This is a genomic window from Bacillota bacterium, from assembly GCA_013178305.1.
Taxonomy (GTDB): domain Bacteria; phylum Bacillota; class Sulfobacillia; order JABLXB01; family JABLXB01; genus JABLXB01.
The window spans coordinates 151,331-166,964 of the sequence record JABLXB010000007.1 but is presented as its reverse complement, the minus strand read 5'-3'; the positions used below and the strand labels follow the sequence as shown (position 1 = coordinate 166,964).

Sequence of the window (15,634 nt, the reverse complement as noted above, 5' to 3'; positions counted from 1 at the left end):
TTCGCTCCAGCACATTGTAGCACTACGCGGGTGCAATGTTTAGTGGTCTTCTTTGACTCTTCTGATGTTCGCGCCGAGCCGGGTCAGATTCTCCTCGAAGCCGTCGTAACCGCGTTCAATGTGTTGGATACCCTCAATCGTCGTGACGCCCTCCGCGACGAGGCCGGCGAGCGTGAGCGACGCACCCCCACGCAGGTCGAACGCCTCCACGTGCGCACCGTAGAGCGTCTCCCTGCCCTTGATTACCGCGCTTCGCCCTTCGGTCTTTATGATGGCGCCCATCCTCTTGAGCTCCTCCGCCTGCTTGAATCTGCTCTCGAATATCGTCTCCGTTATGACGCTGGTCCCCTCGCTCACGCACATCAGCGCCATCGCCTGGGGCTGCATGTCGGTTGGGAAACCCGGATAGGGCAGCGTCTTGAAATCAACTGCCCTCGGACGCGCCGGGCCGCGCACGAACATCCTGTCCTTCTCTTCCCGGATATCGGCGCCCGTCTCGCGCAGCTTCGCCGTGATCGACTCCACGTGCTCGGGTATGCAGTTCTCTATGCAGATTTCGCCGCCCGTGATGCAGGCGGCGGCCATGAACGTGCCCGTCTCGATCCTGTCGGGAATTACGGGGTAGTCCACCCCGCTCAGGCTGTCGACCCCGTCAATTCGTATGACGTCCATCCCGGCGCCGCGGATCCGCGCGCCCATCCCGTTCAGGAAGTTCTGCAGGTCGACGATCTCGGGTTCCTTTGCGGCGTTGCGGATGACGGTCGGCCCCTTCGCCATGACGGCGGCCATCATTATGTTCTCAGTCGCCCCGACACTGGGGAAATCGAGGTGCACCTCCGCCCCCTTGAGGTTGGATACCTCGGCGTAGATGTACCCGTGCCGTTCCCGAATGATGGCGCCCAGCGCCTGGAGCCCCCTCAAGTGGAGGTCGATCGGCCTCGGCCCGATGGCGCAGCCGCCGGGGTACGAAACCCTTACCCTCCTCAGCCTGCCCAGGAGCGGCCCCATCAGGAATATGGACGAGCGCATCTCGCGCATTAAATCCTCGGGAACCTCGTGGTCGCCCAGGCCGGAGCCGTCCACGAGGAGACAAGGCCTGCCGTCCGGCGTCGTTTGCCTCGAGACCGAGGCCCCGAGCCGGCGGAGTATTCCGGACATCACCTGGACGTCTTTCAAATTGGGGGCGTCGATTATCTTGCACGGTCCGCCGCAGAGGACCGTCGCAGCCATTATCGGCAGGACGGCGTTCTTGGCGCCGCTCATCCTCACCCGTCCCGACAACCGCTGCCTTCCCTCAATAACGTAGCGCTCCATGCTCCCCGCCTCCGGCGACGACCCGGTCAGGGCGTCTTTCTACGTTGGATGAGCATGTCCATGACCCGCGGCGGCTCGGTCTCTGAGGATTGTTGCTATCCTGGGGGCCAGCGTCCAAACGTCGCCCGCCCCAACGGTGATGATCACGTCTCCGGGCATGGCCATCCCGGCTGCCACTCGGACCGCTTCATCCTTTTCCCGTATGTACGCTACTTTCTTCCCATCCCGGCGGCGGATGGAGGAGGCAATCATCTCCGACGTCACGCCATCGAGCGGCTTCTCCCCGGGGCCCGGGTAGATGTCAAGCAGTATCACCTCGTCCGCGACGTGAAACGCCGTGCCGAACTCGTCCTGCAGGAGGAACGTCCTCGAAAACCTGTGCGGCTGGAACACGCAGATGATCTTGCCCTTCGTGGCCTGCCGCACGGCCTTGAGGGTCGTGGCGATCTCCGTCGGGTGGTGTCCGTAGTCGTCCAGGATGCGGATCCCACCGGCGCAGGCGATCGTCTGCAGTCTGCGCTGCACGCCGTGGAATCCCTCCAGGGCATCACGCACCGCCTCAAGACTGAGGCCCACCTCCATTCCGACCGCGATGGCGGCCAGTGAGTTAACCACGTTGTGAATTCCGGGTATCTGCAGGGTGAGCCGGCCGGCCGGCTCCCCGCGCAGCCGGACGTCGAACGACGACGTCCACGCCTCGAGGTTGACGTTGATCGCGGTGTAATCCCACGCCCCCGTTATACCATAGGTAACGTTGCGCCCCCCGATACCCGAAGCGATGGAGCGTACCCGCGGATCGTCGAAACACAGCACCCTGAAGCCATCATCGCCCACATTGCGTATGTAGTCCCCGAACGCGGCCACAATGTTGCCTATGCTGCCGTAATAGTCGAGGTGATCGTCGTCGATGTTCGTCACGACGGCGAGGTGCGGCCTCAGCTTCAGGAACGACCCGTCGCTCTCGTCCGCCTCGGCCACCAGGTACTCGCCCCGGCCCAGCTTTGCGTTTCCGCCGAAGTCGGCCACCTCTCCCCCGACCAGGACCGTCGGGTTGAGCCCGCCCTTCTCCAGCACCATCGCTATCATGGAGGTAGTTGTCGTCTTGCCGTGGGCCCCCGCCACCGAGATTCCCTTGCGCCCCTCCATCAGCTTCGCAAGCATCTCACCGCGGTGCAGGACAGGAATTGACCTGGCCTTCGCTTCGAGCAGTTCCTCGTTATCCTCGGGGACCGCCGATGACACAACTACGACGTCGGGGCGATCCAGGTTATTGGCCCTGTGACCCAGGAACACCGACGCACCCATGCTCTCGAGCCGCCTGGTGCCCTCGGTTTCCTTCAAATCTGACCCCGACACGACGTACCCCATCTCGAGCAGGACCTTGGCTATTCCGCTCATCCCTGTTCCGCCTATGGCTATGAAATGTACGTGCGGCATTATTGCGCCTCCAAACCCGCGTTGCCCATCTTCATACTATGCCTCTACCAATACCCATGTCACAGGGACCCCGTCCGCGCCATGGACAGGAGTCCCACGGCGATTTCGCGGGCCGCGCCCGGCCTGCCGGCCGCCCTGGCCGCGCGTTTCATCGACTCGAGCCTGGTGGGGTCGGCCAGCAACCCCCGCACCGTATCCTCCACCCTGTCGACAAACCGTTCCCCTTCGAGCACGACCACCGCCCCGCCCTTACGCTCCAGTGCCCTCGCGTTCCATTCCTGGTGGTTATTGGCCACGTTGGGAGAAGGAACCAGGACGGCTGGGACACCGGCGGCGGCCAGTTCCGCCACGGTCATCCCGCCCGCGCGACAGACGGCCAGGTCCGCGCACGCCAGCGCGTTCTCGACGTTATGAATGTACGGGATAAGGATAGTATTTCCAGCTCTCCCCGGCGTAATACCGGCCCCCGCCGCCCTGGCCGCGGCACCATAATAGTCGTTCCCCGTGACGAACAGCACCTGCACGTCGTCGCCGAGCCCGCCGCGCGACAGGCGCAGTCCGGCGTCCACAATGGACCGCGCTCCACGACTCCCTCCCAGTATGAACAGCGTTTTCTTCGACGGATCGAGTTCCAGTATCTTAAGTGACGAATCCCGGCCGGCGCTGGAGATCTCCCCCCTGACCGGGTTACCCGTTACCCTTACCTTATGGCGTGGAAACTCTTTCGCGGCGTCCTCAAACCCGAGGAACACCCCCTGTACGACATGCCCCAACAAGCGATTGGTAAAACCGGCGATGGCGTTCTGCTCCTGGATCGCCCTGGGTATCCCCAGCGTCGCGGCGGCGAGTACGACCGGCCCCGAGACGTATCCACCCGTCCCAAGAACGCAGGACGGCCTGATGCCCCGCAGGAGCGCCATGGCCTCGAGCACCCCGCGACCGGCCGCCATCACCCCCGCGAGCGCCGCCACCGGGGACTTGCCGAGTATACCCCTCGCGGAAATCGCCCGGAACTCGATCCCGTTCTTCGCCGCCAGTTCCCGCTCTATCCCACGGCCTGTCCCAACGTAGGTTATGGATACCGAGGGTTCGGCCGCGCGCAGCGCTTGCGCCACTGCGAGCGCGGGGTAAACGTGGCCCCCCGTGCCACCCCCCGTCAACACGATCCTCAAGCCCATCACTCCTGGCAGTACCTCGAGATGTTGAGCAGCACACCCACACCCGCCATCGTCGGCACGAGCGACGACCCGCCGAAGCTGATGAACGGCAACGGTATTCCCGTGATCGGCATCGACGCCGTTACGACGCCGATGTTGATGACCGCCTGCAGGGTCACAATCGTGGTGACGCCCGTGGCCAGCAGGCAGCTCATGGTGTCCGGTGCGGTCATGGCCACGCGGTAGCCCCTCCACGCGAACAGGAAGAACAGCGCCAGAACGGTGGCTGCGCCGATGAATCCCAGTTCCTCGCCAAGGATCGCGAATATGAAGTCGGTATGCGCTTCAGGCAGGTAGAGCATCTTCTGACGCCCGGCGCCCAGCCCCATGCCGAACAACCCACCCGAGCCGAGCGCGTACAGCGCCTGGATGATGTGGTACCCCGAATCCGACGGGTCGGACCACGGGTCGAGGAACGCGAACAGGCGCCTGCGCCTGTATTCCTCGGCCAGCGCCGCCCACAGGAACGCGGGCACGGCCGCAACCGCAAGGCCGAACAGGTGGGCAAGCCTGGCCCCCGCCGCGAACAGGACCACGAATGTCGTCCCGGCTATGCTGAGAGCTGTGCCCAGATCGGGCTCCTTCAGGATGAGCCCGAATATCGCGCCCGTGGCGACGAGGTACGGGCAGAGCCCCATCAGGAACCGTTTGATCTTGTCTTTGTCCCGCGTCAGGTAAACCGACATGAACGTCACCCAGGTGAGTTTCATCAGCTCCGCGGGGTTGAAAACCAACTGTCCGACCCCTATCCACCGCCGCGCGCCGTGCGACACTTTCCCTATGCCCGGGATCAGCACGAGAACCAGCAGGATCATGTTCACCACGAACGCCGGCGCGATCAGCCTGCGGTAGTGCCAGTAGTCTATTCCCGAGACTACGCCCATGGCGAGGACGCCCAAGGCCGCCCAGATCAGCTGCTTCTTCAGAAAGTAGTACATGTCGCCGTAGTCCTGGAGCGCGCGCACGGAGCTCGAGCTGAACACCATCACGATCCCTATCGCAAGGAGCGTCGTGGCCGAGAACATTATGAGGAAATCCGCCGGCTTCTTCCTTCGCCTCGACAACGCCGTCTCTCCCCTAGAACCCCGTCACGAGTAATCCAACGAGCCCCACTACCCCGAAGAACAGCGACACGAGCCAGAACCGGCCCACCACGATTTCCTCGGGCCACCCCTTGAGCTCGAAGTGATGGTGCAACGGGCTCATCCTGAATATCCGCTTGCCCGTCAACCGGAACCAGGCGACCTGCAACACCACCGAAACGGTCTCCAGCACATATAGGCCGCCGATCAGGGGTAGCGACATCTCCGTCTTGCTGAGCACAGCCACCGACGCGAGCGCAGCGCCCAGGCCCATCGAGCCGGTGTCACCCATGAACACCTGCGCGGGGTGGGTATTGTACTTCAGGAATCCGATCAGCGACCCCATCACCGCCAGGCTGAACACCGCCATGCCGTCGTTGCCGCCGAGCGCGGAAACCACGGCGTACACGCCGAACGATATCGCGCACGAGCCCGCCGCCAGCCCGTCGAGGCCGTCCGTCAGGTTCACGGCGTTTGACTCCGCCACCCCAATGAACGCCACGAACGGCATGTAAAGCGGTCCGAGATCGATCATTATCGCCGTGAACGGGACCCTGACCGACGTCCCCAGGCCCGCCCACCTCTCAGCCGCCAGCCCGAGCAGCAGCCCCAGCAGGATCTGGCCGAACAGCTTATCCCTCGCCCGCATTCCAAGGGACCTGGAGAACACGACCTTCAGCAGGTCGTCTATAAACCCGATGCCCGCGAAACCGAGCGTCACCGCGAGCGCCACGAGCGGTGGGAGCGCATCCTGGGCAACCGGTCGCCACCCACCTTCGCCCAGGCCGGCCGCGGGTCCCAGCACCGCCAACACAGAGGCGGTCACCGCCGCCAGGAAGATGACTCCTCCCATGGTCGGCGTCCCCGCCTTGGCCAGGTGCGCCTTCGGGCCGTCCGCCCTGATCCTCTGTCCGAGCTTCAGCCTCCCCAGGAACGGTATCAGGACTGGGCCCAGGAGCAGCGCCAGCACCAGCGACACGGAGAAAGCGGCCAGGTACCGCAAAGTCTAACCCTCCAGGAGCCCGTTGACGACCTCTTCCATCCTGGCTCCCCTCGAACCCTTGACCAGCACGGTATCGCCCGGCTTCAGCATCGACTTGAGTATTGACACGGCGTCGCGGTTTGACGAGCACCAGCGAACGTCTTCGGGCGGCATCCCCGCCTCGAGCGCGCCCATCGCGGTATCGCCCGCGAGGCTACCCACGGCGACCAGGGCGTCGATCCCCATGGAGCGAACAGCCCTACCCGTCTCGCGATGCCCCTCAACCGTGTAGTCGCCCAGTTCAAGCATGTTCCCGAGTACCGCCACCCTGCGCCCCCCGGCCACGGTGGCCAGGACGGCCAGGGCCGCGCGGGTGGACACCGGACTGGCATTGTACGCGTCGTTGATCACCGTAACGCCGCGCGCCGACCTTATCTCCGTCCTCATGCCGGCCGGCTTGAACGCCGCCAGCCCTTCACGGACTTCGTCGAGCGACAGGTCCGCCCGCAGGCCGACGCACGCGGCCGCGAGCGCGTTGTACACATGGTGCTCGCCCGGGACCGGGATGAAGCACTCGGCGGCGCCCGCCGGAGACCTCAGCGTGAACCGGGTCCCCTCGATGGATACACTCACGTCCGTCGCGCTGACGTCGGACCCCGTGCCCATTCCGTAGAACACCCTGTCGCAATTCGCCCGCGCGCTGACCTTGCGTATCCACTCATTGTCGCCGTTAAGGACCGCGCAGCCATCGGGCGGCAATGCCTCGAGCAGCTCGGCCTTGGCGAGGGCGATGTTCTCCCTCGTGCCCAGGCGCTCGAGGTGGGTTTCGCTTATGTTGGTTATGACGCCGATGCGCGGCCGAACGATCCCGGCCAGCCACGCGATCTCTCCGCGCAGCCTCATGGCGAGCTCGAACACGGCCGCGTCGTATTCACCGGACAGGCGGAACGCGGTCAGAGGCACTCCGATCTCCGTATTCATGTTCCCCTCGGGCTTCAGCACGCTGAACCGGGTCGACAGGACCGACGCTATCATTTCCTTCGTGCTGGTCTTGCCCACGCTGCCGGTGACGCCCACGACCAGGCCGCCGAAGCGACTCCTGTGCTCCGCGGCCAGCATTCCAAGGGCCTTCAGCGCGTCCTCAACCTGGATGATCGCGTATGCGCCGCCGTGCGCGGCCGGGACCGTAACCGGCCTGCTCACCACGGCCCCCGCCGCCCCGGCGCGCAGCGCATCCCCCACGAACTCGTGCCCGTCGCGCCTTTCGCCCTTCAACGCGAAAAACAGGTCCCCCGGTAAGGCCTGCCTGCTGTCGGTGGCCACACCAGAGAACACGATGGCCGGGTCTCCCGACAGGAGCCTTCCCGCGCAAGCCCGTTCCACATCGCGGGCCGAAAACCTCATCGAGCGCCGGGTCCTCCGAGCGTCCTCACCCTCAACGCCTCCCTGGCGATCTCCCTGTCGTCGAAGTAAATGGTCCTGTCCCTGAATATCTGGTAAGTCTCATGCCCTTTCCCCGCGATCACGACGATGTCCCCGGGCCGCGCCATCCCCACGGCAAGTTCGATGGCGGCCTTCCTGTCCGGCTCGACAGCGTAACCGCCCGCGCCTTTACCGCCGCGCCTGACCCCCGGCTCGATCTCCGCTATTACGGCCGACGGGTCCTCGCTCCTCGGGTTGTCGGACGTGATCACGCAAAAGTCGGCCAGGCGCGCCGCGATCTCCCCCATTATGGGCCGCTTCTTCCTGTCGCGGTCGCCGCCGCACCCGAATACACATATCAGCCGGCCCCTGGTCACGCCCCGCGCCGCTTCGAGGATGTTGCGAAGGCCGTCCGGGGTATGGGCGTAGTCCACCGCCACCGCGAACTCCTGGCCCTCGTCGACCAGCTCGAACCGGCCCGCGACGCCGCGGTGACGCTGCAGCGCCTCCCGCGCGTCGAGTGGGTCGATCCCCTCGACCCAGGCGGCGGCGACGGCCGCCAGCGTATTGTACACGTTGAACCTGCCCGCAAGCCTCATCGCGAACCGGGCCGACCCACCGGGCCAAACGAGCGTGAACGAGTTGCCGCGGGCGGTCATCTCGATGTCGCGGGCCGCAAACTGCGCCCCGTCCTCGAGACCGTATGTAACCGTCTGCACCTTGACCAGCCCGCAAAGCCTCCGGCCGAACGGGTCGTCGGTGTTGATGACGGCTGCTTTCCTCCCCGCCTTGGGAGCGCCGGAGTACGCGCCCCCGAGCGACTCGAACAGTATAGACTTCGCCCTGAAGTACGCTTCCATGGTCGGGTGGAAGTCGAGGTGGTCCTGTGTAAGGTTCGTGAACACCGCCACGTCGAATTCTGTCCCGGCAACGCGGTGGAGTTCGAGGGCGTGCGAGGATACTTCCATCACGGCGTGGGTGGAGCCGCACGAGCGCATCCGCCTGAACAGGTCCTGGAGGTCGGTCGCCTCGGGGGTAGTCCTCTCGACAGGCAGCGATTTCCCGCAGACGATGTTCTCCACTGTGCCGACGAGGCCGGCTTCCCTCCCGGAATGCGCGAGAACCCACCTTATAAGGTGGGTCGTGGTGGTCTTTCCGTTAGTGCCGGTAACCCCGATGACCCTCATTTCCTTCGAGGGGTGGGAGTAGAACTGGCTCGCAACCATCGCCAGCGCCGCCCTGGAGTCGGGCACCAAGACAACGGGGACTCCGCGAGAATCGACGGGCCTTTCCGCGATCACCGCAGCCGCCCCGCGGGCCACGGCGTCAGCCACGAAATCGTGGCCGTCCAGTTTGAATCCCTTGATGCAGACGAATACAGAACCCGGGGTAACCGTGCGCGAGTCGTACGATACTCCGGTGACTGCGGACGCGCCGGCGTCCCCGTTTACAGATTTCTGGGGCAGAATCCCTATCAGCCCCGCAAGGGTCACCGCAAAGCCTCCTTACCTGCTAAAGCCCGAATTTAGTATATCTGCCTGTTGCAGTCAGTTTCAATACGCCTAATAGCCTATACAAGTCCCCGCATGGACCGCCGATCTACTCGGGCGCGCGGAACGAGACCTTCACCGCCTGGTTCTGCGGCGCCGCGCTGCCGGGGGCGGGGTCCTGCGAGACCGCGAACCCGCTGCCCTCCACCTCGATCTTCAACCCAAATTTGCCAAGGGTCGCCGTGGCTTCCTTTATGGTCTTGCCCACGACGCTCGGCACGTAGACGTAACCCGGCTGCGCGGGGTCTATCGCGGGGCGTGCCTTGACGCGGACTGTGCTGTTTGGGGGCACCTCGGTCCCCGCGGCAGGCTCCTGCTCCTCCACGATGTTCCCCGAGCCCTCCACTCTCAGGCTAAGCCCCGCCGCGGAAACAGCCTCGCGCGCGTCCTCCAGCGGCAGGTTCGCCACGTTTGGGACCCACGCCGCCGCAGCCACCGGCTTCTTCGAGGCGTTTGAGGCGGCCTGCCTGGGCTTCGGGGGCACCTCCAGGTAACGCAGTATATCCCCGATCATCCCGCCGAAGACCGGCGCGGCGATGAGCCCCCCGTAATACTCCCCCACTGGTTCATCGATCGTAATGAGTGCTATTACTCTGGGCTTCTCCACAGGACCGAAGCCGACAAACGACGAGATGTACTTGCCCTCCGCGATCCTGCCTCCGATGACCTTGTTCGCGGTCCCCGTCTTGCCGGCCAGCCTGTACCCGTCTATCCTCGCCTGGCGGCCGGTGCCCTTCTCGACTACCTGCTCCAGCGCCTGTTTCATCTCCTGGGCGGTCTTGACCGAGATCACGCGCCTCTCCACGACGGGGTCGAGGGACTGCGCGATCCCCCCGCTGGACGACCTTATCTCCCTGACGAGATGCGGCTGCATGAGCACCCCGTCGTTCGCGATGGCCGCCATGGCAGTGATGAGCTGGATCGGCGTCACCGTCAGCGTCTGCCCGAACGACATGACCGCCAGGTCCACCGGCTTTATTTCCTGCGGCTTTATGGTAAGACCTACTCCCTCACCCGGGAGGTCTACACCCGTGGGCTCCGTCAGTCCGAACGCCTCCAGGTACGAGTAAAAACGCTGGGCGCCCACACGGAGCCCCAGTGTAACGAACCCCGGGTTGCACGAATTCTGAACCACCTCGAGGAACGACTGGCTCCCGTGCCCCTCTGTCAGCCAGCACGTGATCGTGTGGCCCGGCACCTTGATGCTGCCACCGCAGTAGAAGCGGTCGTGGAGTGATGTGACCCCTTCTTCGAGCGCCGCGGACGCGGTCACCGGCTTGAATGTGGAGCCCGGCGGGTATGTATCGCTGATTGCGGGGTTGCGACGGTTCTTGTCGGGGAAGTCCCCGTAACGGTTGGGGTCGTAGTCCGGCCTCGCCGCCATGGCGAGTATCTCCCCTGTAGCGGGGTCCATAACCACTACCGTGCCGCCCTTGGCCTGCGTCCTGGCCATCGCCCGCTCGAGCTCCCGCTCGGCGATGAACTGGATGACCTCGTCAATAGTGAGGATCAGGCTGTGTCCCTCGACAGGCGGGTCGTAACGGTGGGTGGCCTGGGGCAACTCCCTTCCGAGGCCGTCCATCTCTATGATTATCCTCCCCGGCGTCCCGCGCAGCTGGGAGTCGTACGTCACCTCCAGGCCTTCGAGTCCCTGGTTGTCTATCCCCGATATCCCAAGCACGTGGCTTGCGAGGTTGGCCTTCGGGTAGTATCGCTTGCTCTCGGGGGTCAGGTCGACGCCCTTGAGCCTCGCCTCCCTGATACGCTTTGCCTGTTCCGGCTCGATCTTGCGCCTGATCCACTCGAACGAAGAAACCCTGGTCAGCCTCCCGTATACTTCCTCGTACGGCATGTTCAAGATGTCCGCCAGAGTCCTGGCCGACTTCTCGGGCTCTTTCACCTGGGCGGGAAACGCGTAGACCGATTCGACGGAAACGGAAACCGCCAGCTCGCGCCCGCGGCGGTCCAGGATGGCGCCCCGCTTGGCGGCAACGGGGATGTCCCTCATCCTCACCTCGAGCGCCTTCTTCTTGAGCTCCTCTCCCCACAGGAACTGGATGTACGCGACCCTGCCGACCAGCAGCGCAAGCAGCACCGAAGAAAAAACGAAGAGCACAACCACCCTTTTCCTGAGACTCACGCCCGCGGACGCCAGCACCTCAGGATTACCTCCCCGGTAGGCGGTCCTGCTCAAGGACCATTCGATTTGTGATCATCCGCTCGTTACCTGGCCGGCCGGGCCTGGGCAGTCCTGGCCCCCGACGCTATCCGGGTGAATACGTCCAGCCAGGAGGCGGCCTGCGTCACTTCGGCGTCCTCCCCGGACCGCACCGCCATCGCCGCCTGCCAGCCCTGGTCGACGCCCGCCACGCGGATCTCCTCCGGCGGCGCCATGCCGAGTTTGTTGCGCGCGATCTCCTCAATGCGTGACGGCGACTGTATCCTTGCGAGCTCGGCCTCGAGGAATGCGTTCTCGTTCTGAAGTGTCGCGAGTTGCTTCTTCAGGTGGACTATCCTGTATCCCGATTGCACCGCGCGCGCCGCCCGCGACGTTAGCCCGAGCCCCACCGAGATTATCACCAGGGCGACCACCAGGCAGGCCACGGGCGCCCGTACCACCGGCGCCTTTCGCCGCGCCTGCGCGGCCGCATTGGCCCTGATTTCGATGGACGATGATTGCTCAAACCCGAATCTGTCAAGAACCATAATATTCGTCCCCCTGGGGCCCTAGAACCCTTCGATCTCCACCGCCCGAAGCCTGGCGCTCCGGGACCTCGGGTTTCGCTCGATTTCTTCCCTGCCCGGCATGGCGGGCTTTCTCGTCAGGAGCCGCACCCTCTCGCGGGACATGGATGCAAAAGTCCGTTTGACAATCCTGTCTTCAAGCGAATGGAACGATATCGCGCACACCCGCCCGCCCCGCCTGGTCACACCCACCGCATCTCTCAGGGCCTTCTCGATCACCTCGAGCTCCCTGTTCGTCGCTATCCGCAGGGCCTGAAACGTACGCCTGGCGGGGTGCCCTCCCTTCCGTCTCGCCGCGGCCGGTATCGCCGCCTTGATCACGTCAACGAGTTCCGCGGTGGTACTGATGGGCCTTATCTTCCGCTTCTGCGCTATGAACTGCGCTATCCTGAAAGCCCAGCGCTCTTCGCCGTATTCCCTGATTATCCGCGCCAGTTCGCCGGGTTCCATCTCGTTGACCAGGTCGGCCGCCGTCGTCTCCTGGTCCGGGTCCATCCTCATATCCAGCGGCGCGTCCACGTTGTACGTGAATCCGCGCCCGGGCAGGTCCAGCTGCGCCGACGAAACCCCGAAGTCGAACAGCATGCCGTCTACCGTGTCCCTGCCCGCCCCCCGCACTATCTCGACCAGCCGCTCGAAATTCGACCTCACCGGTATGAAGCGGTTCCCGAATTCTCTCAAGCGTTCCTGCGCCATCGCGATCGCCGAAGGGTCCCGGTCGATCCCTATCACTACCCCGTCCGGGCCACTCATTCGCAGGATTTCGTAGCTGTGGCCGCCGTGACCCACCGTACAGTCAACGTACACGCCGCCCGCGCGGGGCCCGAGCAAGTCCATGGTTTCCTGAAGCAACACCGGCACGTGGGGCGTGCTCCGCCCGGCGTCCCCCGCACCGGTGTCCCTCTCAACCATCAGATTCCGACCAGATTCTCTGCCAGCTCTTCATAATTCGAGCCGGCTTTCTCAACGTAAGCATCCCATTCGGTCTGGCTCCAGACCTCTATCCTGTTGGAAACGCCGATGATGACGACGTCCTTCTCGATTTTCGCGTAGTCCCTGAGCCCCCCGGGGATGACGAAACGACCTTGCCGGTCGATCTCGCACTCGGACGCGCCCGCAAGGAACAGCCTGGTGAACGCCCTGGCCTCTCCCCTGGTGAACGGGAGGCTCTTGAGCTTCTCCTCTAAGCTGGCCCATTCGGCGAGAGGGTATACGAAGAGGCAGTTGTCGAGCCCACGTGTGGCCACAAACCTGTCGCCGAGCCCGTCGCGGAACCTGGCTGGCATGATGAGCCGCCCCTTCTCGTCCATGGTGTGGCGGAACTCACCCATGAACAACGGCCTCTCCCCCCTTTCCCTCGCTATCCCCTACCTGATCTATCGTGGAATCCTCCACTTTCATCCACTAGAAACCACTTTGTGCCCAATTGGTTCTACCTTTCTCCCCAAAATCCTCCTGGCACAGAAAAAATCCTCCAGAAAATGCGCCGCTTGCTGCGCCCAAGATGCGGGGCCCTTGCCGGCTGCCCGGCCAAAACGGCCCTCCCAAAAGGTCATACACTGGGGGAACGGTTGCGAACCATCTCATAGCAACCTTGCCGTGCTGGGTTTGATGAGTCGTGTCAACAATGTAACGCCGGATGTGGTGGGAGGGGGGCCCGCAATGTATGCACGATGAAGCCCCGCTTCGCGGGGCTTCGGGGTTCATATAGAAGGCGTCGCGTTACGAGACAGTCTTCCAGTCGATCAGGTCCTGGAGGCGCCTCAGCGACCATATCACGGTGTCGTCCCTCGGAATGACGTCGTCGTACCTGACGAGTTCGCCTTTCCTGACGGTCCGCTTCAGCACCGCGCCCCTGGCCAGACCGAGAGGCAGCGCCCCTTCGGCCCTCGCCGCTTCCGCGGTATCGACCGAGCCGTACACAGTGTAGCCGCCGATCCCGTCGATCTCCTCTCCGGGGGCCAGGTCCTTCTTCGCCACTGTCATGCATTCCGCCACGAGACCGGAAGACGGCGCTATCGTGGCCTCGCGGAGCAGCACGGCTTTCGCTATGGATATCGGCGTCTCTATGTTTGCGAGGTGGAACGGCCGGTAGAACAGGTAGTTCGGGCCGCTCCCCATCTTCAGGTACCCCAGGTCCTGCCTGACCTTTTCGTTCTCGATCGAGGCAATCACGAAAACCCCGGGGGCGACGTTCCCCACGGTATAGTCCACCACGCCGAACCTGTTCAGCGCCCCGCCCCTCGGCTTGAGCTCGAACACCTCCAGCAGCCTGTCCAGGTCCGCGTTGGGGCCGTGCATCGAACGTACGTCGGGGACCAGCCCCGTTGCGTTGGCTACCGCAGCCATCTCCACCATCGTCTTGGTGCCGTCCACGAACGCCGCGAGCATCTTCGCGTTCATGGCTCTAGCCCCTGCCTCATCCGCGCAGGTCGAGGGGTTGGCCGAGCGGTCGAGCGGGTTGTTCTTTCCCTTCCCGGCGACGAGCACGCTGAAACCGAGCGCCTTGAAGTGGTTGTACAGGTCCATTATGACCCCGGGCTCATCGCCGCTGGCCACCGTGTACACCACGCCTGCGGCGCGCGCCAGTCTATTCAGTACCGGCCCCACCGTCACGTCCGTCTCCACCGTCAGCAGGACCACGTGCTTCCGCGCGGTGATGGCCTCGAGGGCCACTTCGGCCCCGCTGTTGGGGTCTCCGGTGCAGTCCACGACGACGTCGAGGTTTGGGCATCCCGCCACCAGTGTCCCGCGCCTGGTCGCCACACGCTTGCCGCTGGATAGCGCCCGGGACGCCTCCTCGAGGTCGTCCGTCACGACCACGTCGCCGGGGGTCACCCCGGCCATGAGCAGAGAGTCCCGGGCGCGCTCCGCCACAATATCCGCAACGACGGCGGAGCGCATCCCCGGCATGGTCTCGAGCTGGACCACCAGGCCCGCTCCCATCTGGCCCGCGCCGATCACTCCTACCACGATGGGTGACCGCTTACTCTCGAGTTCCAGTAGCCTCTGATACATCCTCCGCTGACACCCCCCGGGGACCCACCGGTCCGCCGCTGTAACAAGAATGCCTTACAGTGATCAAATCGCCCGGGTTCAGGACGGGCAGGCTCCGCGGGACCACGTTGACCTGGCCCGGGAGCTCCACCCGGACCGAATCGCTGAACTTCAGTACCAGGTGGCCCAGTTCCCTGAAGTTCTTCAGCGCCACATCCCCGACAGCGACAACCGTGTATTCCTGGCCTGCGATGCCGAGCACGTCGCCCGGTTCCAGTCCCCCGTCATACCCCGGGTGACCGTGGAGAACCGAAATATCCCAGAGCTCGGTCGGAGCGCACGAGGCGAAGAGGACCACGAGATCCCCTCGCTCGAACAGATCGCCGACCAGCGGCCCCACCCGCTCGATCCTGCTTTCGTACAGAGAGACCACCGCCCCTGAAACCGGCGGGCCGTCACGCCCCCGGCCGGAATGAGGTGTGGACTACCCGGTGACCGTGATGTTGTTCTCCTTGGTTCCCGACACGAAGTACTCTGCCGTGATGAAGTTGGCCAGCGGTCCCGATGGTGACGTCGCATATATGTCGATCGTGGGGATCTTTTTCATCGGATACACGCCCACGCGAGCCGTCCCACCGCAATCGATGACCACACAGAGCACCTCGCTTTCCTTCGGCGGCTTACGGAAGCCGTCGACCGCCTCGCCCCCGCACATCTCGGCGATCTTCGTGGCGAGCGGGTGTATCCCGCCGCCCGTGACCGAGGATATCTTGTCCTTGCCGGGCTTAGGGGTCAGGACCAGCGGGCCTCCCCAGCCGCCGGGGCCCTTCTCGACCTTTATCGTCCTGTACGCCACACCCATCCCTCCTGGTCAGCAGCTAACCACCC

The 15,634-nt window shown here is 64.4% G+C and carries 14 protein-coding genes; all 14 read right to left on the bottom strand.

Annotated features, from left to right (window positions below; genetic code table 11):
- Positions 1 to 39: 39 nt before the first annotated feature.
- Complete coding sequence (murA, locus tag HPY55_13435; GenBank protein ID NPV71622.1) at positions 40 to 1,314, bottom strand: UDP-N-acetylglucosamine 1-carboxyvinyltransferase; 1,275 nt, start codon at positions 1,312 to 1,314, stop codon at positions 40 to 42.
- 39 nt (positions 1,315 to 1,353) lie between these two features.
- Positions 1,354 to 2,751 (bottom strand): UDP-N-acetylmuramate--L-alanine ligase, encoded by a 1,398-nt coding sequence (locus tag HPY55_13430; GenBank protein ID NPV71621.1) that lies wholly within the window; start codon positions 2,749 to 2,751, stop codon positions 1,354 to 1,356.
- A 59-nt stretch (positions 2,752 to 2,810) separates the two neighbouring features.
- Positions 2,811 to 3,923, bottom strand: coding sequence for an undecaprenyldiphospho-muramoylpentapeptide beta-N-acetylglucosaminyltransferase (gene murG, locus HPY55_13425; GenBank protein ID NPV71620.1), 1,113 nt, complete (start codon positions 3,921 to 3,923; stop codon positions 2,811 to 2,813).
- Between the two features lie 5 nt (positions 3,924 to 3,928).
- Complete coding sequence (gene ftsW, locus HPY55_13420; protein NPV71619.1) at positions 3,929 to 4,993, bottom strand: putative lipid II flippase FtsW; 1,065 nt, start codon at positions 4,991 to 4,993, stop codon at positions 3,929 to 3,931.
- 52 nt (positions 4,994 to 5,045) lie between these two features.
- Positions 5,046 to 6,053, bottom strand: coding sequence for a phospho-N-acetylmuramoyl-pentapeptide-transferase (locus tag HPY55_13415; GenBank protein NPV71618.1), 1,008 nt, complete (start codon positions 6,051 to 6,053; stop codon positions 5,046 to 5,048).
- A gap of 3 nt (positions 6,054 to 6,056) precedes the next feature.
- Entirely contained in the window at positions 6,057 to 7,436 is a 1,380-nt protein-coding gene (locus tag HPY55_13410; protein NPV71617.1) for a UDP-N-acetylmuramoyl-tripeptide--D-alanyl-D-alanine ligase, read from the bottom strand.
- Positions 7,433 to 8,947 (bottom strand): UDP-N-acetylmuramoyl-L-alanyl-D-glutamate--2,6-diaminopimelate ligase, encoded by a 1,515-nt coding sequence (locus tag HPY55_13405; protein ID NPV71616.1) that lies wholly within the window; start codon positions 8,945 to 8,947, stop codon positions 7,433 to 7,435. Before HPY55_13405 ends, HPY55_13410 begins: the two co-directional genes overlap by 4 nt.
- A 106-nt stretch (positions 8,948 to 9,053) precedes the next feature.
- Positions 9,054 to 11,159, bottom strand: coding sequence for a stage V sporulation protein D (locus tag HPY55_13400; protein NPV71615.1), 2,106 nt, complete (start codon positions 11,157 to 11,159; stop codon positions 9,054 to 9,056).
- A 68-nt stretch (positions 11,160 to 11,227) separates the two neighbouring features.
- Positions 11,228 to 11,710, bottom strand: a complete 483-nt coding sequence (locus tag HPY55_13395; protein ID NPV71614.1) for a septum formation initiator family protein — start codon at positions 11,708 to 11,710, stop codon at positions 11,228 to 11,230.
- Between the two features lie 21 nt (positions 11,711 to 11,731).
- Entirely contained in the window at positions 11,732 to 12,661 is a 930-nt protein-coding gene (rsmH, locus tag HPY55_13390; protein ID NPV71613.1) for a 16S rRNA (cytosine(1402)-N(4))-methyltransferase RsmH, read from the bottom strand.
- Positions 12,661 to 13,086, bottom strand: coding sequence for a division/cell wall cluster transcriptional repressor MraZ (mraZ, locus tag HPY55_13385; protein NPV71612.1), 426 nt, complete (start codon positions 13,084 to 13,086; stop codon positions 12,661 to 12,663). Before mraZ ends, rsmH begins: the two co-directional genes overlap by 1 nt.
- Positions 13,087 to 13,471: 385 nt before the next feature.
- Positions 13,472 to 14,767 (bottom strand): NAD(P)-dependent oxidoreductase, encoded by a 1,296-nt coding sequence (locus HPY55_13380; protein ID NPV71611.1) that lies wholly within the window; start codon positions 14,765 to 14,767, stop codon positions 13,472 to 13,474.
- Positions 14,736 to 15,179 carry a PTS glucitol/sorbitol transporter subunit IIA gene (locus HPY55_13375; protein ID NPV71610.1) on the bottom strand — a complete coding sequence of 148 codons (444 nt, stop codon included), beginning with the start codon at positions 15,177 to 15,179 and terminating at the stop codon, positions 14,736 to 14,738. The genes HPY55_13380 and HPY55_13375 overlap by 32 nt, the downstream gene beginning before the upstream one ends.
- A 51-nt stretch (positions 15,180 to 15,230) precedes the next feature.
- Positions 15,231 to 15,608: a PTS sorbitol transporter gene (locus HPY55_13370; protein NPV71609.1), complete on the bottom strand. Its 378-nt coding sequence runs from the start codon at positions 15,606 to 15,608 to the stop codon at positions 15,231 to 15,233.
- Positions 15,609 to 15,634: the final 26 nt, after the last annotated feature.

Coding starts and splice junctions, on each gene's coding strand:
- murA (NPV71622.1), bottom strand. CDS start 1,314: ATGGAGCGCTACGTTATTGAGGGAAGGCAGCGGTTGTCGGGACGGGTG.
- HPY55_13370 (NPV71609.1), bottom strand. CDS start 15,608: ATGGGTGTGGCGTACAGGACGATAAAGGTCGAGAAGGGCCCCGGCGGC.
- rsmH (NPV71613.1), bottom strand. CDS start 12,661: ATGGTTGAGAGGGACACCGGTGCGGGGGACGCCGGGCGGAGCACGCCC.
- HPY55_13395 (NPV71614.1), bottom strand. CDS start 11,710: ATGGTTCTTGACAGATTCGGGTTTGAGCAATCATCGTCCATCGAAATC.
- HPY55_13410 (NPV71617.1), bottom strand. CDS start 7,436: ATGAGGTTTTCGGCCCGCGATGTGGAACGGGCTTGCGCGGGAAGGCTC.
- HPY55_13380 (NPV71611.1), bottom strand. CDS start 14,767: ATGTATCAGAGGCTACTGGAACTCGAGAGTAAGCGGTCACCCATCGTG.
- ftsW (NPV71619.1), bottom strand. CDS start 4,993: ATGTTCTCGGCCACGACGCTCCTTGCGATAGGGATCGTGATGGTGTTC.
- HPY55_13430 (NPV71621.1), bottom strand. CDS start 2,751: ATGCCGCACGTACATTTCATAGCCATAGGCGGAACAGGGATGAGCGGA.